This window comes from Bradyrhizobium sp. CCGB12 (assembly GCF_024199845.1).
Lineage (GTDB): Bacteria > Pseudomonadota > Alphaproteobacteria > Rhizobiales > Xanthobacteraceae > Bradyrhizobium.
The window spans coordinates 1556972-1577496 of record NZ_JANADO010000001.1; the positions used below are offsets into that span (position 1 = coordinate 1556972).

The window sequence follows — 20525 nt, forward strand, 5'->3', positions numbered from 1 at the left end:
TCATAGAAATGCCAGCGATATCCAGGGTACGAAGGTGATCAGCAGCAGGCCCAGGAACAGCCAGGCGAGATAGATCCAGATCCGGCGCATGCCGGCATCCGGCGGAACGTTGCCGATGATGCAGGCGGCATAGTAGCAGAGGCCGAACGGCGGCGCGAACAGGCCGAGGCCCATCGCGAGGATCACCACCATCGCATAGTGCACCTCGTGGATGCCGAACTGCGTCGCCACCGGAAACAGCAGCGGGCCGAACAGCACGATGGCCGGGATGCCCTCCAGCACGCTGCCGAGCACGATGAAGGCGACCACGGAGATCAGCAGGAAGCCCCACGCTCCGCCGGGCACGCCGGCCATGCGAGCCGCCAGATCGTGCGAGAAGCCGGATTGCGCCAGTGCCCAGGCCATCGCGCTCGCGGCACCCACGATGAACAGGATCGAGCCGGACAGTGAGGCGGTCTGCACCAGCATCGGCAGCACATTCTTCCAGGTCAGGCTGCCGCGATAGATGATGAGGCCGAGCACGAGGCAATAGGCGATGCCGATGGTCGAGACTTCGGTGGCGGTCGCAAAGCCCTCGACCACCGCGCTGCGGATCAGGAACGGCAGGGCCAGGGCCGGGAGCGCGGCCCAGAACGTCCTTGCCACCACCGACATGGGCGCGCGCGCGACCCTGATCGCAGCATTCTCCTCCGCGCCCGCGCGATAGCGCGCGACGAAGGCAAGCACGATCGCCAGCACGATCCCCGGGAGGATGCCGGCGGTGAACAGTGCGGCGATCGACACGCCGGTGACGGAGGCGATCGCGATCAGAACGATCGAGGGCGGAATGGTCTCGCTCATCGCGCCTGACGCCGCGAGCAGCGAGACCAGCTCTCCATCCTTCATTCCGCGCTTGCGCATCTCGGGAAACAGCACCGGGGCGATCGCCGCCATGTCGGCGGTCTTGGAGCCGGAGATGCCCGAGACCAGCAGCATGGCGCCGAGCATCACATAGGACAGCCCGCCCCGGACATGGCCGAGCACAGAGGCGAGGAACGCGACCATGACGCGCGCCATGCCGGTCTGCTCGACCAGTTGTCCCAGCAGCACGAACAGCGGCACCGCGAGCAGGATCAGCGAGCTCATGCCCTCGTCGATCCGCCCGACCACGACCAGCAGCGGCGTCCGTGTCGTGGTCAGCAGGAAGGCGACCGTCGCAAGACAAAAGGAAAACGCGATCGGCACGCCCGCCATCACGGCGCAGCCGAGCAGACCGACGAAGAAGATCAGCAGATTCCAGTTGCCAAGGGATTTCAGCGAGGGACCTGCGAGATAGAGCACGCCGGCCATCGCCGCAAACAGGACGGCGACGCCGAGCAGGTCCTTCGCCGACCGCTTGACGAGCGTGAGGCAGATGCTGGCGAGGGCGATGATGCAGCCGACCGGTATGGCGGCGGCGCGAACCATGCCGGACCAGCCGAGCGCCGGCGTCTCCACGAAGGCCTGGTCCTCCACATAATCCAGCGCGGGATGCAGGATGATCGCGAGGAACAGCGCAACCCCGCCGGCCGCGAGCGTCGAGGCCCAGGCCTCCGCGCGCGGCGACAAATACGAGGTGAAGAAGGTCAGGCGCATATGCGCCGAGCGCTGCACGGCGATGGCGCTGCCGAGCATCGCCAGCCACAGGAACAGGATGGAGGCGAGCTCGTCCGACCAGATGATCGGCCGGTGGAAGATCCCGCGCGCGACGATGCCGGCGAACAGGATGATGACCTCGGCGATCACGGCGATCGCGGCCGGGATCTCCACCAGCCAGCGCAGCGACTGCTCCAGCCAGCGTCCGCGCAACGGCCGCGCCTCGCCGAGCGTCACCGTATCAGGCGTGCCGACCACGGCGCTCATGCCAATGCTCCGGCGGCGGCCTCCAGAATCTTCCAATTGTCCTCGCCGAACTTGCCGCGCCATTCCTTGTAGAAGCCGGCGGCCGACAGCCCCTTTCGGAACGCCTCCTTGTCGGAGACCTCGAAGGTGATTCCCTTGGCCGTCAGCTGGTCCTTCAGCGTCAGATTGAGCTTTGCAGTGTCCGCGCGCTGCTCCATCGCGGCCTGGTCGAATTCCCGCCGTACGATCGCCTGCAACTCGTCGGGCAGCGCCTTCACCGAGCGGCGGTTGCCGAGGATGAAGAACGGATCCCAGATGTGGTTGGTCTCGGAGATGTATTTCTGCACCTCGTAGATCTTGCCGGCCTCGATGGTGACAAGGCCGTTCTCCTGGCCGTCGACGAGATGGGTCTGGAGTGCCGTGTACAATTCGTTGAAGTTGATCGAGGTCGGATTGGCGCCGAGCGACTTGAACAGCGAGGTGAAGATCGGCGACACCGGCACGCGGATGCGGTAGCCGGCGAGATCGGCCGGCGTCTTGATCGGCTTGGTGAACGACGAAATTTGTCGGAACGTATTGTCGGCCGGCTTGGCCATCACCAGCGCACCGGTCTTCTCGATCTGGCTGGCGATCAGCTTGCCGAGGTCGCCGTCCATTGCATTCCAGACCTGGCCATAGTCCGAGAACGCGAAGCCGACATTGGCGATGCCGGCGATCGGCGCCACCGTCGACAGCACGGAGCCCGCGATGTTGAGGAAATCCACGCCGCCGCTGCGGATCTGGGTCAAAAGATCAGTGTCCGAGCCGAGCTGCGAGGCCGGAAAGAACTTGATTTCCAGCCGGCCGCCGCTTGCTTCCCTGATCCGCTTTGCGGCCTGATCGAGGCGGGTATTGATCGGCTGCGTCAGCGACTGGCCCGTGGCGAGCTTGTATTCGAACTCCGCGGCCTGCGCCGGCCGGGTGCGAATCGCGACCAGTGGAACGGCCGCAGCCGCCACCATGAAGTTGCGGCGTGAAATCCTGTGGCTCTTGCCCGACATCGCTCGTCCTCCCCTGATGATCTCGTTCTGGCGCCTTTTTCGGCGCACGTGCTCGTTGCCGCGCGCAGGCATCGCTGCGCCGGTGTCGTCAAAATCGTCGTAGCTGGTGAAAGGGCTGGCCTTGCGTTCCTTCCCCCCCCGGCGAACCGGCGCTCTGCGCGCCGTTCTGTTTCCTCGTCGGCACCCGTCTGTTGCGGGTTGCCTTGAGCCCGAAGCCTAGATCGCTGGTCATGCACGACAATTGAATTATATTCGTCGTCACTTTAGCTGGCCTAAAAGGTTTCCCTGATGCAGATACCGTTCCGCGCCATCATCGTCTTCCACGCGGTGGCGCGCGCGGGCAGCATTTCCCGTGCGGCGGATGAATTGCGGGTGACGCCGTCCGCCGTCAGCCAGCAGATCCAGGCGCTGGAGCTGCATCTCGGCACGGCGCTGACCTCGCGGGTCGGGCGCAACATCACGCTGACCGAGGCGGGCGAGCGCTATTTCGAGATGATCAGCCGCGAGATCGAGCACGTCACCGATGTGACGCAGCATGTCCGCGGCATCCGCTCCGCCACCACGTTGACGGTGCGCGCTGCACCGAGCGTATCGAGCAAATGGCTGCTGCCGCGGCTTGCAAGCTTCGTCGACGCCAATCCGGACATCGAATTGCGGCTCGACGGCACCAATGAACCGACCGATTTCCGCAAGGAGAATGTCGACCTGGAGATCCGCCATGGCGAAGGCGGCTGGCCCGGCCTGTTTGTGGAAAGCCTCGGCAAGGAGCGATTTTTCCCGCTGTGTGCGCCCTCGTCCTTTGCGGCGGGCAGCCTCAAAGCCCAGGACCTGCTCGAGCACCGGCTGATCCATTCGGTGAAATCGCAGATGCAATGGCCGCGTTGGTTCACGGAGGCCGGCATCGAGCCTGCGGAACGCTGGAAGCGCGTGCTGTTCGACCGCAGCCACATGGCGATCGACGCTGCCGTCGACGGCCTCGGCATCGGGCTGGAAAGCGAGTTGTTGGCCTGGCGCGAATTACGCGACGGCCGCCTGGTTTGCCCCGTGAAGAGCCCGCCGGAGGTCGCGCTGACCACGCAGTGGATCGTCTGCCCGCACGGCCATCTGCGCCATCGCAAGACCCGCACCTTCCTCGACTGGTTGCGCGGGGAACGCGACGCCTGGAGCGAACGGCAAGCGGCGCGGATTGTTTAGCGCGCCTACATCGTCGCGGCAGATAATCTGAATTGCCCTCGGATTCGCCGCTGCCTAACGTTTCCGTACAAGGCGAGCGCGGCCGGATCTTGCGGCTGCAACAACGCCGTCACCCGAGGAACGCTTAAGGAAATCCAGATGAATCTCCATCGCATGCTGCTGGAGCGCAAGGCGGCCGGCAGGCCTGTCACCATTGGCCTGATCGGAGCCGGAAAATTCGGCCTGATGTTCCTGTCGCAGGTACGCCAGACCGACGGCATGCATCTCGTCGGCGTGGCCGACCTGAACACCGCGCGCGCCCGGGCGCAGCTCAAGCTCGGTTGCTGGCCGGAAGAGCAATATGCGGCAACCTCCATCGACGACGCGCTCAAGCACGGCGGTACCGTCGTCACCGACAATGCCGATGCGCTGATCACGCATCCCGCCATCGAGGTCATCATCGAGGCGACCGGCGATCCCGGCGCCGGCATCCGCTTCGCGATGAAGGCGATCGAGAACGGCAAGCACATCGTGATGGTCAATGTCGAGGCGGACGCGGTCGCCGGCCCGATCCTGGCGCGCAAGGCGAAGCAGGCCGGCGTCGTCTATTCACTTGCCTGGGGCGACCAGCCGGCGCTGATCGCCGATCACGTGGACTGGGCGCGCGCAGCCGGCTTCAAGGTCGTCGCCGCCGGCAAGGGCACGCGCTACCACCCGACCTACCACCAGTCGACGCCGGACACGGTCTGGGACATCCTCGACAAATACATGAAGATCAGGGATCGCAACTCGATCAATCCGAAGATGTTCAACTCCTTCGTCGACGGTACCAAGTCGGGCATCGAGATGACGGCGGTGTGTAATGCCACCGGGCTGCATGCGCAGAGCGAAGGCCTGTCGTTCCCGCCGGCGACGCGGTTCGAGCACGCCGAAATCTGCAAGCCGAAATCCGACGGCGGCATGCTGGAGAAGTCAGGCGTCACCGAGGTCACGTCCTCGGTCTACCGTGACGGCAGCGACGTGCCGCAGAGCCTCGTGATGGGGACCTATGTGGTGTTCGAGACCGACAGCGCCTATTCCGAGGAGTGCTTCCGCGAATACAGCATGCTGCCGGACAAGACCGGCAAATATGCCTCGCTGTACCGGCCGATCCATATGATCGGGCTCGAGCTCGGGATCTCCGTCGCCTCCGCGGCGCTGCGCAAGGAGCCGACCGGTGCGCCGATCGTGTTCAATTCGGACGTCATCGCGACCGCCAAGCGCCAGCTCAAGGCCGGCGAGATGCTCGACGGCGAGGGCGGCTTCTGCGTCTGGGGCAAGCAGACCCCTGCCGACGCTTCACTGAAGCAGGGCTACCTGCCGCTTGGTCTCGCCCACCATGTCAAGCTCAAGACCGATATCGCGCAAGGTCAGCGCCTGAGATGGGAGGACGTCGAATACGATCCTGACAGTCTCGCCGTGCGGGTGCGCCGCGAGATGGAAGCGGCCTTCCGGCAGCCCAACATGGTTGCCTGATTGGTGCAATGAAGCGGAGGCCACCGGGACCGCTGGCGGACGCCTCAAGCGATAGTGTCCGCTAGCGCAGCTTCAGCCGTTCGGCCGGTATCGTCATCGCGGCGACGCCGGCCATGACCAGCAGTAGGCCGAGTGCGAGGTTCGACGGCACGCTCTCGCCGAGCAGCAGCACGGACAGACCGACGCCGATCGGGATGCGCAAATAGCCTTGTGCGTTCGTCGTCAGGGTGCCTAGCCGGCCGAGGCAGACGTAGAACAGCATCAGGCCCAGCGCGCTGGAGACGATGCCCATGACGATGGTGGCGACGATCGCGGTCGGCGTCGGCTGCAGCGTCCAGGGCTGGTCGATCAGGAGCGAGGGCGGCAGCAGGATGATGCCGCCGAACAGCAGCGAGCCGGCCGCCACCACCATCGGATCGTAATCGGATAGCCGCAAGCCGAAGATCGTTGCGCAGGCAAAGGAGATGGTGGCGAAGAGGATCGCGATCTCGGCCACGATCTCGCTCCCGAAGCCACGCAGCGCATCGAGGCCGACGATGAGAATCGTGCCGGCAAGGCCCAGGATCGCGCCGCTGAGCTTGAGTAGCGTCGCCGGCTCGTGCCGCGTGATCAGCGAGGTGATCAGGAAGGCGAAGATCGGCGTCGTCGAGGCCAGCACCACCGTGTTCGACGCCGGCACATATTGCTGCGCCCAGGTGATGATCAGGAACGGGAAGGTCGAGTTGATCAATTGCTGGGTGGCGAACAGCTTCCAGGCCTTTGCATCGGTCGGGACCTTGATGCCGCGCATCCACAGGATCGCGAACAGAAACGCGGCCGCGATTAGCGAGCGCGCCGAGATGAAGGTGATGGGTGGGATGGTATCCAGCGCGAGCTTGGCCAGCGGATAGGTCGAGCTCCAGCAGCAGGCGAGCGCGAACAGCAGCGCATAGTCGCGCCAGTTGCGCGCGCCGGTGGCGGTGATGGATCCTGGTGAGGACGATGCGACCGCCACTGTGCGGCCCGATGTGCTCTGCGGCACCTTGTTCTTGCTCCCCCGCGCAACAGCGCGTTCGATAAGTCTGGGCGAGGGGGCGCCAAAAGGGAAGGTGTCGAGCTATGCGTTTGCTTGCGGTGCCGGCTTCCGCTTCACCCGCTTGATCGTCCCGGAGAAAGTGAACAGCGGCCGCCCGGCCGAGGTCAGCTTGCCGCGCAGGAAGATCAGCGAGCCGCCGGCACGGGACACTTCACCGACGCATTCGACCAACTCGCCCTCGCGGGCGGCGTCGAGGAAATCGCAGGCGAAATTGGTAGTCACCGCCGGGCCATCCAGCTCGTGGGTGGCGATCGCAAACAGGGAGTAGTCAGCAAAGGCCATGTAGCAGCCGCCATGGACGTTGCCGGAGCCGTTGAGGTGCTTCTTCTCGACCCGGAAGGCGGAGCGGACGCTGCCGTCCTCCTCGACCCGGTGCCAGAAGGGGCCGACATGGGACTCAAAACTGTCCCGAATCCAGGTCCGCCAGCCCTTGAATTCGCCTTCGGTGGCGACGTGGAGGTCAGGGCGGCGGGGCGGGGGCGCCTTGGTCAATTCGTGCAAGGAAATGGGCCTTCAATTGCGGGTCTTTAGCCCTTAAATCCGATCCGTTCGCCCGGTGCAATTCCTGTTCCCGCGGGGCCCCCGGCGCAAAACGTGGGACAGCGGGAAAATGCGCCATAAAGGGCTTTTCCAAGCCGCCCGATGTTCCTAAGAACGGCCAACCGCTGCCGAAAGCCCCGAATCCATGAAGAATGAACCCAAGATCACCCCCGAACTGGTTGCCGCCCACGGGCTCAAGCCCGACGAATATGAGCGCATCCTCAAGCTGATCGGGCGGGAGCCGAGCTTTACCGAACTCGGCATCTTCTCGGCGATGTGGAACGAGCACTGCTCGTACAAGTCGTCGCGCATCCATCTGCGCGGCCTGCCGACCAAGGCGCCTTGGGTGATCCAGGGGCCCGGCGAGAACGCCGGCGTGATCGACATCGGCGACGGCCAGGCCGTGGTGTTCAAGATGGAGAGCCACAATCACCCGAGCTATATCGAGCCTTATCAGGGCGCGACCACCGGCGTCGGCGGCATTTTGCGCGATGTGTTCACGATGGGCGCGCGGCCGATCGCCTGCCTCAATGCGCTAAGCTTCGGCGCACCCGAGCATGCCAAGACGCGGCATCTCGTTTCCGGCGTGGTGGCTGGCGTCGGCGGCTATGGCAATTCCTTCGGCGTGCCGACGGTGGGCGGCCAGGTGCGCTTCCACACCCGCTATGACGGCAACATCCTCGTCAACGCGATGGCCGTGGGCCTCGCCGATGCCGACAAGATCTTCTATGCGGCCGCCTCCGGCGTGAACATGCCGATCGTCTATCTGGGCTCCAAAACGGGGCGCGACGGCATCCACGGCGCCTCGATGGCCTCGGCGGAATTCGACGACAAGTCCGAGGAGAAGCGCCCGACCGTGCAGGTCGGCGATCCCTTCGCCGAAAAACTGCTGCTGGAAGCCTGCCTCGAGATCATGGAGAAGGGCTGCGTCATCGCGATCCAGGACATGGGCGCGGCGGGCCTGACCTGCTCGGCGGTCGAGATGGGCGCCAAGGGCGACCTCGGCGTCGACCTCGATCTCGACGCGGTGCCGACCCGCGAGACCGGCATGAGCGCCTACGAGATGATGCTCTCGGAGAGCCAGGAGCGCATGCTCATGGTGCTCAAGCCCGAGAAGGAAGAGGAAGCCGAGGCCATCTTCAGGAAGTGGGGGCTCGACTTCGCCGTGGTCGGCTACACCACGCCGAGCAAGCGCTTCGTGGTCAAGCACGGCGGCGACGTCATGGCCGACCTGCCGATCAAGGAGCTCGGCGACGAGGCGCCGGTCTATGACCGGCCGCATGTCCCCTCCGCCGCGCTGCCGATCGTGCACGCCCGCGACGTCCCGGCGCCGATGGCACTTGGTGTCGCGCTGGAGAAGCTGATCGGCACGCCCGACATGTGCAGCAAGCGCTGGGTCTGGGAGCAGTACGACCACGTCATCCTCGGCAACACCATGCAGCGTCCCGGCGGCGATGCCGCCGTCGTGCGCGTGCAGGACGGGCCGAAGGGCCTGGCGCTGACTGTCGACGTCACGCCGCGCTATTGCGAGGCCGACCCGTTCGAGGGCGGCAAGCAGGCGGTGGCGGAAGCCTGGCGCAACATCACGGCCGTCGGCGGCAAGCCGCTCGCGATCACCGACAATCTCAATTTCGGCAATCCTGAGCGGCCCGAGATCATGGGCCAGTTCGTCGGCTGCCTGAAGGGCATCTCGGACGCCTGCCGCACGCTCGACTTCCCGGTCGTCTCCGGCAACGTGTCGCTCTACAACGAGACCAACGGCCGCGCGATCCTCCCGACGCCCTCGATCGGCGGCGTCGGCCTGCTCGACGATTTCACCAAGTCCGCTTCGCTCGCCTTCAAGGCCGAGGGCGAGGCGATCCTCTTGATCGGCGAGACCCATGGCTGGCTCGGCCAGTCCGTCTACCTGCGCGACGTCTGCGGTCGCGAGGAAGGCGCGCCGCCGCCGGTCGATCTCGCCGCCGAGAAGCGCAACGGCGATTGCGTGCGCGGCATGATCCATGCGGGCACGGCGACCGCCGTGCACGACCTCTCCGATGGCGGCCTCCTGATCGCGCTTGCCGAGATGGCGATGGCGAGCGGCATCGGCGCAAGATTGCTGGCAGCGCCGACCGCGCTGGTGCCGCAGGCCTATTGGTTCGGCGAGGATCAGGCGCGCTATCTCGTCACCGTGCCGGAAACGGAAGCCGGCCGCGTGCTCGCCAAGATGCGCGGCTGCGAGGTGCCCTGCGTGCGGATCGGCACCACGGGGGGCGATGCGATCGCCATCGCGGGCGAGGCGCCGGTTGCGATCGACACGTTGCGGAAATCGTTCGAGCGCTGGCTGCCGGAATACATGGGCGGGAAGGCGGCGTAAGGCGCCGCCGCAAGCTCCGTCATTGTGAGCGCAGCGAAGCAATCCAGACTGTCTCCGCGGAGGGACTCTGGATTACTTCGCGGAGCCTGTCATCGGGCCGCGCTTCGCGCGGACCCGTTGGCTCGCAATGACGATAGGACGTCGGTGCCGCCTCCTCAAAGCACCTTCGTCGCGCCCGGGATCTGCCGCAACGCTCGCGTCAGCGCCCAGCTCGCCGCGACTGTCAGTACAAACCCGATCGTGACCTTGACGATCGCCGACAGGTCATAGTCGAACAGCCAGTATTGCAGCCACAGTGCGATCGGATAGTGCACCAGGAACATGCCGTATGCGTCGCTCTGCATTGGATCGAGCAGCCTGGCTGAGCCTGATTGCCTGAACCTCTGGAAAAAGGCCAGGATCAGAAACATGATGGCCACGCTGAAGACAGTGAAGCAGATGGCATAGAGCGCTTCATACCAGTCGGGCAACGGCGACGGGTTGCCCAGTATTTCGCGCTTGATGTAAATCAGCACCCACAAGAGGCAATACGGAACGATCGCCAGCACCATCCAGTCCCAGCTGACCTTTGCCATGCGGCCGTCTGCGGCGAGCAGCCCGCGATCCATTTGCGCAACGCCGATGCCGGCACCGAAAAAGAAGTAGGTCGCGTAGAGCATCACGCGCCCCCGCTGGACCGAGAACGGCCCGAACTCGAACCAGCTGCTGTGCCCGTAGTGAACCAGCCCGGGAACGTAGAACGCAGCGGTGACGGCAAGCATGACCGCGAAGAACACCGCGGGCCGGCGGCGGCCGTGCAGCGAGAGGCGATTGATCGGATCGAGCAGATTGGGCGACAGCCGGTACAGCAGGCAGGCAACCAGGTCGAAGCCGAACAAGACCCAGAGAAACCAGATCGGCCCGCTCGGCCACGGGCCCTTCGTGATCATATTCCAATAGTATTCCGAAAAGCCGATCTCGGGGTGGTGCCGCAGTGAGATGGCGTAATAGGCGAGCGGAATGACCGTGAAGGCGCAGATCACGAATGGCAGCGCGAGCCGAAACAGGCGATCCTGCAAATAGTTCAGCGCTCCCTTCCGGGCGATACCAGACCAGGCGAACAGTCCCGACAGGAAGAAGAACATCGCCATGAAGAAACTGTCGGTGGCGAGCACGATCATGTCGAAGCCGAAGAAGGACGTCGGATCGGTATGACCGAAATAAGTATAGGGGATCACCGCATGATGCAGCAGCACCACCAGCGTCAGGAAGGTGCGGGCGCGGTCGAGCGACAGATTACGCGTCTTGGCGACGGGGGCGGCGTGTGCCTCCGCGCCGATCGTCGCCGAATGTGACGTCGTCATCATGGTTGCCCCGCGCTTTCCCGGTCGGACTGTGGCGCCGCGAATCGGATTCAGCAAGTGCAGTTTAAGCTGCCCTTCAGCCCCGAACGTTCCTAGGAACCAGTTCCGCCCAGCGAAGTTAGCGTTCGCGAACAAGGGTTTGAGGCCGCGCCGGGCGGCATCAATTCGGAGCTGGCAATGACGATCCTGAAATGGGCGCTGATCTTCCTCCTGATCTCGATCGTTGCCGGCGTGCTCGGCTTCACCGGCGTTTCGGCCGCCTCCGCCGATATCGCCCGCTTCCTGTTCTACGTCTTCATCGTGATCTTCCTGGTGCTGCTGATACTAGGGCTCACGATCTTCCGGGCGTAGCGGGAAGCGTCAGCCTTCTCAATTGTCACGCCCCGGGCATCCGCGTCCTCGGTATCCGGGACTATCCAAAAACGTGGATGGCCGGGACGAGGCCCGGCCATGACGGCAGACCCGGTGCGGCTTACTCCACTTCCTCGATCTTCACCTTGTCCGGATAGAAGGCGAGATGGCCGGTGATCTCGGTCATCGCAGGGAAGGGCGTCTCATAGGTCCAGATTGCGTTGTCCAGCGTCTTGCCGTCGGCCTTGACGCTGTAATAGCGCGCGTCCCCCTTGTACGGGCAGTGCGTGACGCGGTCGGTACGCTCGAGCAGGGCCATGTTGGTGTCCTCCCGCGGCACATATTGCACCGCCGGATATCTGGCCTCCTTCAAGGTCAGCGCCTTGCCGGTCTCGGCGATCACGATGTCGCCGGCCGTGACGCGGACGCGCCGGGGGTTTTGGGTGATGGTGATGGGGTGGTCGGGCCCTGGAAGCTTCATGATGTCACGCCTTTTCGATTAATCTGCCGCGCGCGGCACTTTGTCGTGCCTTTATCCTGATGGGATCACGGATATAGTGCCGGAAAGCGTGACGCAGAAGACCGTTCACGCTAAGTTTGGCCTTGCCGGCGAGGGGACCCCGGCAACGATTCGAACGCTTGAGACCAGAAGGAGCTAGACCCGAATGCCCATGGACGCCCACGATATCGAGGCGATGATCAAGGCAGCAATCCCCGATGCCGAGGTGACCATCAGAGACCTCGCCGGCGATGGCGACCATTATGCCGCGACCGTGATCTCCGAATCCTTCCGCGGCAAATCCCGCGTCCAGCAGCACCAGATCGTCTACCAGTCCCTGCGCGGCCAGATGGGCGGCGTGCTGCATGCGCTGGCGTTGCAAACCGGGGTACCCGGCACCTGATCTAAGCGCGGCGAGGGACGATGATGGCTGCGGACAACACGCGCGGCGCGATGTTTCGCGTCATCGGTCCGAACCAGCATAGCCGTGTCACCAACGCCGAGCTGTTCTTCGACCTCGTCTTCGTCTTCGCCGTCACGCAGGTGTCGCATACCTTGCTGCACCACTTCACGCCGCTCGGCGCGGTGCACGTCGCGGTGCTGTTTCTCGCGGTGTGGTGGGTGTGGGTCTTCACCGCCTGGGTCACCAACTGGCTCAATCCCGAGCTGACGCCGGTCCGCATCCTGCTTTTTGCGATGATGCTGGGCGGCCTCGTGCTGTCGACGACGATCCCGACCGCCTTCGAGGGGCGGGGCCTGTGGTTTGCGATTGCCTACGCGACCATGCAGGTCGGACGTACCGCGTTCTGGCTGCTCGCGACCCCGCACCACCGGACCGCGGTGCGGCAGAATGCGATCCGCATCCTGACCTGGCTCTCGATCTCCGCGGTGTTGTGGATCGCGGGCGGCTTGTCCGAGGGAGATACGCGGCTATGGCTGTGGATATCGGCGGTGACCTGGGAATACATCTCGCCAGCGGCACGGTTCTGGGTCCCGAAGCTGGGCTTCTCGTCGGTCGAGGCCTGGGCCGTCCAAGGCGAGCACATGGCCGAGCGCTGCTCTCTGTTCGTCATCATCGCGCTCGGCGAGGCCATCGTCGTCAACGGCGCGACCTTCACCGAACTGGAGTGGACCGCGGACAACATCCTCGCCTTCGTCTCGGCGCTGGTCGGCGCCATCGCGATGTGGTGGATCTATTTCCATAGAGGCGCGGAGGCCGGCTCTGAGCGCATCTCGAGGTCCGCCGAATCCGGCCGGCTGGCACGGCTCGCCTACACCTATCTGCACACGCCGATCGTCGCCGGCATCATCCTGACTGCGGTTTCGGACGAACTGGTGCTGAAGCATCCGGCCGGCCATTCCGATCTCAGGACCATCGTGAGCACGATCGGTGGGCCCCTGGTGTTTCTGGTCGGCACCATCCTGTTCAAGCACGCGATCCGCGGCTTCCTCCAGCTCTCGCACGGCATCGGCATCATCCTGCTGCTGGCGCTGAGCTGGTTCGCCTCGGAGCTGTCGCCGCTCTGGCTGTCGGTCGCCACCACGGTGATCATGATCATCGTGGCGGTGTGGGAGTCGGTGTCGCTCGGGGCGACGCTGGAGGAAGCGGAGGGGCATTGAACCCCGCAGCATTTACCCCGCAACCTCCAGCGCGTGCACCGAGAACATCTTCGCTGCGTCCGTCCAGCTCTCCCGTACGCGCCAGCCGGCGCCCTGCGCCAGGGCCGCAAAACGCTCGAGGCTGTATTTGTAGCTGTTCTCGGTGTGGATGCTCTCGCCCGGGCGGAACGAGAAGCTGGTACCGAGCAGGCGCACGGTCTGGCTTTTCCTGCTGATCAGGTGCATCTCGATGCGGTGCCGCTCGCGATTGTAGATCGCGCGATGGGTGAAGGCGGACAGGTCGAAATTACCGCCGAGCTCGCGGTTGATCCGCACCAGCACATTGAGATTGAAGCGCGCGGTGACGCCGGCGGCGTCATTGTAGGCGTCGTGGAGGACCCGCTCGTCCTTCTCGAGATCGGCGCCGATGATCATCTGCGCGCCCTTGCCGAGAATGTTGCGGGCGCTCCTCAGGAACGCCTGGGCCTCTTGCGGTTCGAAATTGCCGATGGTCGAGCCCGGGAAGAAGCCGACCTTGGGCATGGATGCGACCTGCTTGGGCAGCTCGAACGGCGTGGTGAAGTCGGCGGCCACCGGATAGATGCCAAGCGTCGGAAAGTCCCGCTTCAGACCGTTCGCCTGCGCCTTCAGGAAGTCGCCGGAGATGTCGACGGGGACATAGGCCGCGAACTTGCAGTGGCCCAGCAGCAGGCGGACCTTGGTGGTTGCGCCGGCGCCGAACTCGACGAGGGCCGCATGCTCCGGGATGATCCTTGCGATCTCGCTGCCGCGCTCCTTCAGGATCGCAAGCTCGGTCCGCGTGGGATAATATTCCGGCAGGCGCGTGATCGCCTCGAACAGCTCCGAGCCGGTCGCATCGTAGAAATATTTCGGCGACAGCTTCTTCGGCTGCTGCGAGAGGTCCCCGATGGCCTCGCGGGCGAAGGCCGTGGTCTGCTCGTCGGGGAGATGGGCTTCGGCCAAAGCGCTGGCGTGCACATTCATGATACTCTCCTGAACGCGCTGTCCGGCGCGCGGTTGTCGTCGGATAATTTAGTCGTAGTCGGCGAGCCGCAGCCCCGTGAACTGCCAGCGGTGGTGCGGATAGAAGAAATTGCGATAGGTGATACGGCTGTGCCCCTCCGGGGTTGCAAGCGAGGAGCCGCGCAAAACCAGCTGGTTGATCATGAACTTGCCGTTGTATTCGCCGAGCGCGCCTTCGATGGCACGATAGCCCGGGTAGGGTGAGTATGAGGAACGGGTCCACTGCCAGACGATGCCGAAGGCATCGTTGAACGCGCCCGCCCGCGCTGCGACCTCCCATTCCATCTCGGTCGGCAGGTGTTTTCCGGCCCAGCGCGCAAACGCATCCGCCTCGTAATAGCTGACGTGGCAGACCGGCGCGTTCGGATCGACAGGCTTGAGGCCCGCCAGCGTCATCACCTGCCACGCGCCATCGACCTCGCGCCAATGGCCCGGGGCATCCCAGCCCTCGTTGCCGACGGTGGCAAAGCCGTCCATCAGCCACAGCGTTGCGGTCCGATAGCCGCCGTCGCGCATGAAGGCGAGCCATTCGCCATTGGTGACGAGATTGCGGGCGACCTTGACAGGGCCGACCAGCGCGCGATGTGCCGGCTTCTCGTTGTCGAAATGGAAGCTGTCGTCGACATGGCCGACGGTGTGGATGCCCTCGTTCAGCGCCAGCCAGTCCTCACCGGCCCGCGTCGAGGCCGGGAAACGCCAGTCCGGATCGTAGGCCGGCGGGATCGGGTTTTGCGCGAAGGCGTGCAGGATGTCGGTGAACATCAATTCCTGATGCTGCTGCTCGTGGTTCAGTCCGACCTCGACCAGCGGCGCGATCTCGCGCAGCTTGGCCTCGCCGGCCTCGTGGAAGAATTTGACGACGGCCGCATCGACATATCGGCGATAGGCGCCGACCTGATCGGCGCTGGGACGGGTAAGGTCGCCGCGGCGATGCCTGGCGTGACGCGGGCCGGCGCTGACGTAATAGGAATTGAACAGGAACGCGAAATCAGGGTGGAAGGGGCGGTAACCAGGAGCGTGCTCGCCGAGCAGGAATTGCTCCCAGAACCAGGTGGTATGCGCCCGATGCCATTTCGCGGGGCTCGCATCGGGCATCGACTGGATCTGCTGGTCCTCCGGCGACAGTGGCGCCGCCCGGCGCTCGGTCTCGTTGCGGACGATGCAAAACGCGTCTTCCAGCCGCCGGGCGAGGTCGCCCTGATCGGAGGACGGTGACGAAAGCTGGGTGGCGGCCGTAGCTGAGGCTTGTTTCGTCACGTTTTTCTCCAGACAGGACAAGAGAACGTTGTTGGCGTTGCCCGGTTCCAAAACCAGGGTTCGTCCTAAATAGGGCCTCCGTTACGGGATAAAAGTCCTCTCCGACGATGATATTAATGTCATCAGACTATGGATCTGGCGGGCTCCGGCCCGGCCATCGGGGGCCTTGTCGCCGCCATTTTACTTTGGATGCACAACGGTTTGGGCTACATATATAGGCAGAGATCGGGTTAGATCGGCTGAACCGGCCCGAAGCGTTCGTTGAGGGCTCCGCCCCGGAAGGACATGGAAATGAGCATCGAGGAATTCATCGCCAACGAAGTGAAGTCGAACGACGTGGTTCTGTTCATGAAGGGCACGCCGCAATTTCCGCAGTGCGGTTTCTCCGGCCAGGTCGTCCAGATCCTCGACCACATCGGCGTTGGCTATAAGGGCCTCAACGTCCTCGAATCCGCCGAGCTGCGCAACGGTATCAAGGAATACTCGAACTGGCCGACCATCCCGCAGCTCTATGTGAAGGGCGAGTTCGTCGGCGGCTGCGACATCGTCCGCGAGATGTTCCAGGCCGGCGAATTGCAGCAGCTCTTCTCCGAGAAGGGCGTCGCCGTCGCGGCTTGATCCGTGACCCAGCCGACGCGCCGGATCGGCGGCGCCGAGCTCGAGGTCATCGTTGCCGACATCACCACGCTCGGCGTTGACGCGATCGTCAACGCCGCCAACACGTCGCTCCTTGGCGGGGGCGGCGTGGACGGGGCGATCCATCGGGCGGCCGGGCCCGAACTCGTCGCCGAATGCCGCATGCTCCACGGCTGCAAGACCGGCGACGCCAAGATCACCAAGGGTTATCGGCTCAAGGCCGCGCATGTGATCCACACCGTCGGGCCGGTCTGGAATGGCGGCGCGCTCGGCGAGGACGATCTGCTCGCCTCCTGCTATCGCCGCTCGATGGAGCTATGCGGGACGCACAAGCTGACTTCGGTGGCATTTCCTGCGATTTCGACCGGCATTTTCCGCTTTCCTGCCGACCGGGCGGCCGATATCGCCGTGCGCACGGTCATCGAAGGCCTTTCTGCCACTCCCTCCGTTGCTCGGGTGGTATTCTGCTGCTTCGCCGAGCCGAGCGCCAAGCTTCACGCCGAGGCGCTGGCGCGACGCGGCAGCCCTTGTGTCTGATGCCACGCTCGGTACACTCGGTCAGACCATGTTCCGGGGAGGGGATATGATTTCACAATCTAGACTGCGTGCGCTGGTCTGCGGCGTGCTGGTGTCGCTCGGCGCGATGTCGTTCGCGCGGGCGGAGGGCACCTACGAGATTCCGGCTGGTGCGCATTTCAATCAGGACAAGCTTGCGAAGATCAGCGAGTTCTTCAAGAACGAGGTCGCCACCGGCAAGATCGCCGGCGCGACCGTGCTGATCCAGCAGCACGGCAAACCGGTCTATCACGAAGCCTTCGGCGTGCAGGACGTGGTCAGCAAGGCGCCGATCACCGACAAGACCATCTTCCGCCTGTTCTCGATGTCCAAGGCGATCACGTCGGTGGTCGCGATGCAGTTGATCGAGGAAGGCAAGATCAAGCTCGACGATCCCGTCTCGAAATACATCCCGTCCTTCGCCAATGTGAAGGTGGGCGTCGAGAAGAAAGCCGAGGACGGTACCAAGTCGCTCGAGCTGGTGCCGCCCAACCGGCCGATGACCGTGCTTGACCTGATGCGCCACACCTCCGGCGTCACCTATGGCTTCTATGGCGACAGCCTGGTCCGCAAGGCCTATCGCGACGCCAACATCTATGCCGGCGATTTCGACCTCGCCGAATTCGCCGAGCGGATCGCCAAGCTGCCGCTGCACAACCAGCCGGGCGCGCTGTGGCAATACGGCCATTCCACCGACATCCTGGCGCGCGTGATGGAAGTCGCGGCGGGCAAGCCGCTGCTCGACATCGAGCGGGAGAAGCTGCTCGGCCCGCTCGGCATGGTCGACACCGGCTTCCTCGTCACCGACCCCGAGAAGCAAAAGCTTCTGGCGCAGCCACTGCCGAATGACAGCGATTTCCGGGTCGGCCGGATCAACGATCCAACCGTCGTGAAGAAGATCCAGTTCGCCAGCGGCGGCATGATCACGACCATGGCCGACTATGAGCGCTTCGCGCAGATGCTGGTCAACGGCGGCAGCCTCGACGGCAAGACCATCCTCAAGCCAGAGACATTCAAGCTGATGGTGACCGATCAGGTCGGACCAGGCTCCGGCGTCGATCGCGACGTTTTCTACTTTCCCGGCGACGGTTTTGGCTTCGGCCTCGGCTTTGCCGTCCGCACCGATCCCGGCAATGCCAAGCCGCCGCCGCCCGGCGATCTCGGTGAATTGAAGTGGGACGGTGCCTCCGGCTGCTATTTCGTGATCGACCCCAAGCAGGACATGTTCTTTGTCCTGCTGGAGCAGACCCCGACCGAGCGCCAGCGCGTGCAGCGGACATTGAAGCAGTTGGTCTATGAAGCCATGGAGAAATGACATGCGCGGGCGCCGCGCGCTGATCGCGGCGCTCGTTCTTCTCTTTGGCGTGGTCAGTGTGCGTGCGGGGTCCGAGCGCGCTGCGGGCAAATTCTCGCCTGAAGGCCTGGCGAAGGTCTCCGACTACATCCGGAACGAGATCGCGACCGGAAAGATCCCCGGCGCCATCCTGCTACTCCAGCAACACGGCAAGCCCGTCTATTGCGAGAATTTCGGCGTCCGCGATGTCGCGACCGGGCTTTCGATGAGCGCGGACACGATCTTCCGCCTCTATTCGATGTCGAAACCGATCACCTCAGTCGTGGCGATGATGCTGGTCGAGGAGGGCAAGCTTTCGCTCGATGATCCCGTCGCGAAATACATTCCGGCCTTCGCCGGGATGAAGGTTGGCGTCGAAACGAAGGCCGAGGACGGCAAGGTCGCGCTGGCGCTGGAAGCGCAGAATCGTCCCGTCACGATCAAGGACCTGCTGCGCCACACCGCCGGGCTACCCTATGGCTATTATGGCGGGGACTTGGTGAACAAGCTCTATGCCGACGCCGGCCTGTTCGACAACAAGGATTCGACCAATGCCGAGCTCGTCGCGAAGATCACCACGCTGCCGCTCGCCGAGCAGCCCGGCACGATCTGGGATTACGGCCTCTCCACAGACGTGCTCGGCCGCATCATCGAGGTGATATCGGGGAAATCGCTGCTCCAGTTCGCAAAGGAGCGGCTGCTTGATCCGCTCGGGATGACGGAAACCGCGTTCTATGTTGCCGATCCCGCCAAGTGGTCGCGCATCGCCGAGCCGATGCCGCAGGATCGCACCATCAGTCCGATGACGCAGGTCCGCGATCCCCGGAAACCGCTGAGGTGGGAATCGGGCGGCGGCGGCCTGGTCGGCACGATCGGCGACTATGCGCGGTTCTCACAGATGCTGCTCAACGGCGGCACCTATGAGGGCCGCCGCTATCTCAAGCCAGAGACCATCGCGCTGATGGCGTCCGATCACGTCGGGCCCGAGACGAAGATCGCGCGCGACCAGAACTATTATCCCGGCGCCAATTCCGGCTTCGGCCTCGGCTTTGCCGTGCGGACCTCCGCGCCGGCGGACACGTCGTGGCCAACAGGCGAATATCGCTGGGACGGTGTCGGCGGCACGTTCTTCTTCATCGATCCCGAGGACGATCTGTTCGGGATCTTCATGGTGCAGACCCCGTCGCAGCGCGGCCGGATCCAGCTCGCGCTGAAGACGCTGATCTACCAGGCGATGGGGCGCTAGCTACGCCCCGCGCACGATCTCGCGCACGTATCCGATCGTTTCCTCGACCTGGCTCGCATTGACGTCGAGATGGGTGCAGGCACGGATGCGGCCGTCCATCATCGCGAGCGTCACGCCGCGCTGGCGCAGTGCTGCGACCATCTTGTCGCCGGCAATGCCGGCGCCATCAGGCTTGAAGAACACGAGATTGGTCTCGGGCTCCTGCACCTCGATGCCTGCGATCTGCGACAGCCCGCGGGCGAGCGCGCGCGCATTGGCGTGGTCGTCGGCGAGGCGCTCGACGTGATGGTCGAGCGCGTAGATGCAGGCGGCCGCGCAAACACCGGCCTGGCGCATCGAGCCGCCCAGGCGCTGCTTCCACTGCCAGACCGCGTCGATGAAGGCGCGCGAACCTGCAAGCACGCCGCCGATCGGCGCACCAAGGCCCTTGGAGAAGTCGATCCAGGCCGAATCCCATCCCGCGGTCATGTCGCGCGGCGAGATGCCGCTCGCCACGGTGGCGTTGAGCAGGCGCGCGCCGTCCATGTGGGTGATGAGGCCGTGCTGCTTCGCGATCGCGACGATCTCGTCGAGTGCTGCCTTCTTCCAGATCGTGCCGCCGCCAATATTGGCGGTCTGCTCGACGCTGACGACGGTCTGCGGCGGCTGATAGCGGGTGCGTGGGTGCAGGGCTTTCCGGAACGTCTCCGGCGTGAACTGGCCGTCCGGGCCCTTGAGCTGCGTGACCTGGAAGCCCCCGATCGCGGCATGCGCGCCGCCTTCGCGGGCGATGATGTGCGCGGTCTCATGCGCGAGGATCTCATCGCCGGGACGGCAATGCACCAGTGTCGCGGTGACGTTGCACATCGTGCCGGAAGGCATGAACACCGCGGCTTCCTTGCCAAGCAGATCGGCTACGCGCTCGCACAGCGCATTCACGGTCGGATCGTCGCCGACCTGCTCGTCGCCGACCTCGGCCCGCGCCATCGCCTCGCGCATCGCAGCCGTCGGCTTGGTCTGCGTGTCCGAGAGCAGGTTGATGCGCACCGGTGGCGCCTTGGGATCGATGGGGGAAGGGGTGTAGAGCATGGCTGGTCTCGTCATTTCATCTAGTCGAACAATTG

The 20525-nt window shown here is 64.5% G+C and carries 19 protein-coding genes; 10 read left to right on the forward strand and 9 right to left on the reverse strand.

Annotated features, from left to right (window positions below; translation table 11 throughout):
- Window positions 1-1881: a TRAP transporter large permease subunit gene (locus NLM27_RS07240; protein WP_254142697.1), complete on the reverse strand. Its 1881-nt coding sequence runs from the start codon at window positions 1879-1881 to the stop codon at window positions 1-3.
- A complete protein-coding gene (locus tag NLM27_RS07245; protein ID WP_254142698.1) occupies window positions 1878-2900 on the reverse strand; it encodes a TRAP transporter substrate-binding protein in 1023 nt (340 codons plus the stop codon). Before NLM27_RS07245 ends, NLM27_RS07240 begins: the two co-directional genes overlap by 4 nt.
- 288 nt (window positions 2901-3188) lie before the next feature.
- On the opposite strand from NLM27_RS07245, the gene NLM27_RS07250 reads away from it, so the two are divergent.
- The gene (locus NLM27_RS07250; RefSeq protein WP_254142699.1) at window positions 3189-4094 is read left to right on the forward strand and encodes a LysR substrate-binding domain-containing protein; all 906 of its coding nucleotides are present in this window, start codon (window positions 3189-3191) and stop codon (window positions 4092-4094) included.
- A gap of 138 nt (window positions 4095-4232) precedes the next feature.
- Window positions 4233-5588, forward strand: coding sequence for an NAD(P)H-dependent oxidoreductase (locus NLM27_RS07255; protein ID WP_254142700.1), 1356 nt, complete (start codon window positions 4233-4235; stop codon window positions 5586-5588).
- Window positions 5589-5649: 61 nt separating this feature from the next.
- Here the strand turns inward: NLM27_RS07255 and NLM27_RS07260 are convergent, their stop codons facing one another.
- Window positions 5650-6609, reverse strand: coding sequence for a DMT family transporter (locus tag NLM27_RS07260; protein ID WP_254142701.1), 960 nt, complete (start codon window positions 6607-6609; stop codon window positions 5650-5652).
- Between the two features lie 75 nt (window positions 6610-6684).
- Window positions 6685-7164 (reverse strand): PaaI family thioesterase, encoded by a 480-nt coding sequence (locus NLM27_RS07265; RefSeq protein ID WP_254142702.1) that lies wholly within the window; start codon window positions 7162-7164, stop codon window positions 6685-6687.
- A 184-nt stretch (window positions 7165-7348) separates the two neighbouring features.
- Here NLM27_RS07265 and purL point away from each other — a divergent pair, with 184 nt between their 5' ends.
- Window positions 7349-9559 carry a phosphoribosylformylglycinamidine synthase subunit PurL gene (purL, locus tag NLM27_RS07270; RefSeq protein ID WP_254142703.1) on the forward strand — a complete coding sequence of 737 codons (2211 nt, stop codon included), beginning with the start codon at window positions 7349-7351 and terminating at the stop codon, window positions 9557-9559.
- Between the two features lie 155 nt (window positions 9560-9714).
- Here the strand turns inward: purL and NLM27_RS07275 are convergent, their stop codons facing one another.
- Window positions 9715-10905, reverse strand: coding sequence for an acyltransferase (locus NLM27_RS07275; protein ID WP_254142704.1), 1191 nt, complete (start codon window positions 10903-10905; stop codon window positions 9715-9717).
- Window positions 10906-11079: 174 nt separating this feature from the next.
- Between NLM27_RS07275 and NLM27_RS07280 the strand changes: the two genes are divergently transcribed.
- A complete protein-coding gene (locus NLM27_RS07280; RefSeq protein ID WP_254142705.1) occupies window positions 11080-11253 on the forward strand; it encodes a DUF1328 domain-containing protein in 174 nt (57 codons plus the stop codon).
- Window positions 11254-11374: 121 nt separating this feature from the next.
- Here NLM27_RS07280 and NLM27_RS07285 read toward each other — a convergent pair whose 3' ends face one another.
- Window positions 11375-11734: a DUF427 domain-containing protein gene (locus tag NLM27_RS07285; RefSeq protein ID WP_254142706.1), complete on the reverse strand. Its 360-nt coding sequence runs from the start codon at window positions 11732-11734 to the stop codon at window positions 11375-11377.
- A 184-nt stretch (window positions 11735-11918) separates the two neighbouring features.
- Here NLM27_RS07285 and NLM27_RS07290 point away from each other — a divergent pair, with 184 nt between their 5' ends.
- Together NLM27_RS07290 and NLM27_RS07295 are read left to right on the forward strand one after the other, a co-directional pair.
- Complete coding sequence (locus NLM27_RS07290; RefSeq protein ID WP_011088461.1) at window positions 11919-12155, forward strand: BolA family protein; 237 nt, start codon at window positions 11919-11921, stop codon at window positions 12153-12155.
- Window positions 12156-12178: 23 nt separating this feature from the next.
- The gene (locus tag NLM27_RS07295) at window positions 12179-13372 is read left to right on the forward strand and encodes a low temperature requirement protein A (protein WP_254148771.1); all 1194 of its coding nucleotides are present in this window, start codon (window positions 12179-12181) and stop codon (window positions 13370-13372) included.
- Between the two features lie 12 nt (window positions 13373-13384).
- Here the strand turns inward: NLM27_RS07295 and egtD are convergent, their stop codons facing one another.
- On the reverse strand, window positions 13385-14356 hold the full coding sequence (gene egtD / locus NLM27_RS07300; protein WP_254142707.1) for an L-histidine N(alpha)-methyltransferase: 972 nt from the start codon (window positions 14354-14356) through the stop codon (window positions 13385-13387).
- Window positions 14357-14404: 48 nt separating this feature from the next.
- Window positions 14405-15703 (reverse strand): ergothioneine biosynthesis protein EgtB, encoded by a 1299-nt coding sequence (gene egtB / locus NLM27_RS07305; protein WP_254142708.1) that lies wholly within the window; start codon window positions 15701-15703, stop codon window positions 14405-14407.
- Between the two features lie 240 nt (window positions 15704-15943).
- Here egtB and grxD point away from each other — a divergent pair, with 240 nt between their 5' ends.
- The 4 genes from grxD to NLM27_RS07325 are packed head-to-tail and all read left to right on the forward strand — an operon-like array spanning window position 15944 to window position 19422.
- Window positions 15944-16270 carry a Grx4 family monothiol glutaredoxin gene (gene grxD / locus NLM27_RS07310; protein ID WP_014494143.1) on the forward strand — a complete coding sequence of 109 codons (327 nt, stop codon included), beginning with the start codon at window positions 15944-15946 and terminating at the stop codon, window positions 16268-16270.
- Window positions 16271-16273: 3 nt separating this feature from the next.
- Window positions 16274-16825, forward strand: a complete 552-nt coding sequence (locus NLM27_RS07315; RefSeq protein ID WP_254142709.1) for an O-acetyl-ADP-ribose deacetylase — start codon at window positions 16274-16276, stop codon at window positions 16823-16825.
- Window positions 16826-16871: 46 nt separating this feature from the next.
- Window positions 16872-18158, forward strand: coding sequence for a serine hydrolase (locus NLM27_RS07320; protein ID WP_254142710.1), 1287 nt, complete (start codon window positions 16872-16874; stop codon window positions 18156-18158).
- Between the two features lies 1 nt (window position 18159).
- On the forward strand, window positions 18160-19422 hold the full coding sequence (locus NLM27_RS07325; RefSeq protein ID WP_254142711.1) for a serine hydrolase: 1263 nt from the start codon (window positions 18160-18162) through the stop codon (window positions 19420-19422).
- Here NLM27_RS07325 and NLM27_RS07330 read toward each other — a convergent pair whose 3' ends face one another.
- The gene (locus tag NLM27_RS07330) at window positions 19423-20490 is read right to left on the reverse strand and encodes a low specificity L-threonine aldolase (protein ID WP_254148772.1); all 1068 of its coding nucleotides are present in this window, start codon (window positions 20488-20490) and stop codon (window positions 19423-19425) included.
- Window positions 20491-20525 lie beyond the last annotated feature (35 nt).

Coding starts and splice junctions, on each gene's coding strand:
- purL (WP_254142703.1), top strand. CDS start 7,349: ATGAAGAATGAACCCAAGATCACCCCCGAACTGGTTGCCGCCCACGGG.
- NLM27_RS07325 (WP_254142711.1), top strand. CDS start 18,160: ATGCGCGGGCGCCGCGCGCTGATCGCGGCGCTCGTTCTTCTCTTTGGC.
- NLM27_RS07290 (WP_011088461.1), top strand. CDS start 11,919: ATGCCCATGGACGCCCACGATATCGAGGCGATGATCAAGGCAGCAATC.
- grxD (WP_014494143.1), top strand. CDS start 15,944: ATGAGCATCGAGGAATTCATCGCCAACGAAGTGAAGTCGAACGACGTG.
- NLM27_RS07280 (WP_254142705.1), top strand. CDS start 11,080: ATGACGATCCTGAAATGGGCGCTGATCTTCCTCCTGATCTCGATCGTT.
- NLM27_RS07250 (WP_254142699.1), top strand. CDS start 3,189: ATGCAGATACCGTTCCGCGCCATCATCGTCTTCCACGCGGTGGCGCGC.
- egtD (WP_254142707.1), bottom strand. CDS start 14,356: ATGAATGTGCACGCCAGCGCTTTGGCCGAAGCCCATCTCCCCGACGAG.
- NLM27_RS07245 (WP_254142698.1), bottom strand. CDS start 2,900: ATGTCGGGCAAGAGCCACAGGATTTCACGCCGCAACTTCATGGTGGCG.
- NLM27_RS07275 (WP_254142704.1), bottom strand. CDS start 10,905: ATGATGACGACGTCACATTCGGCGACGATCGGCGCGGAGGCACACGCC.
- NLM27_RS07330 (WP_254148772.1), bottom strand. CDS start 20,490: ATGCTCTACACCCCTTCCCCCATCGATCCCAAGGCGCCACCGGTGCGC.
- NLM27_RS07295 (WP_254148771.1), top strand. CDS start 12,179: ATGGCTGCGGACAACACGCGCGGCGCGATGTTTCGCGTCATCGGTCCG.
- NLM27_RS07255 (WP_254142700.1), top strand. CDS start 4,233: ATGAATCTCCATCGCATGCTGCTGGAGCGCAAGGCGGCCGGCAGGCCT.
- NLM27_RS07240 (WP_254142697.1), bottom strand. CDS start 1,881: ATGAGCGCCGTGGTCGGCACGCCTGATACGGTGACGCTCGGCGAGGCG.
- NLM27_RS07285 (WP_254142706.1), bottom strand. CDS start 11,734: ATGAAGCTTCCAGGGCCCGACCACCCCATCACCATCACCCAAAACCCC.
- NLM27_RS07320 (WP_254142710.1), top strand. CDS start 16,872: ATGATTTCACAATCTAGACTGCGTGCGCTGGTCTGCGGCGTGCTGGTG.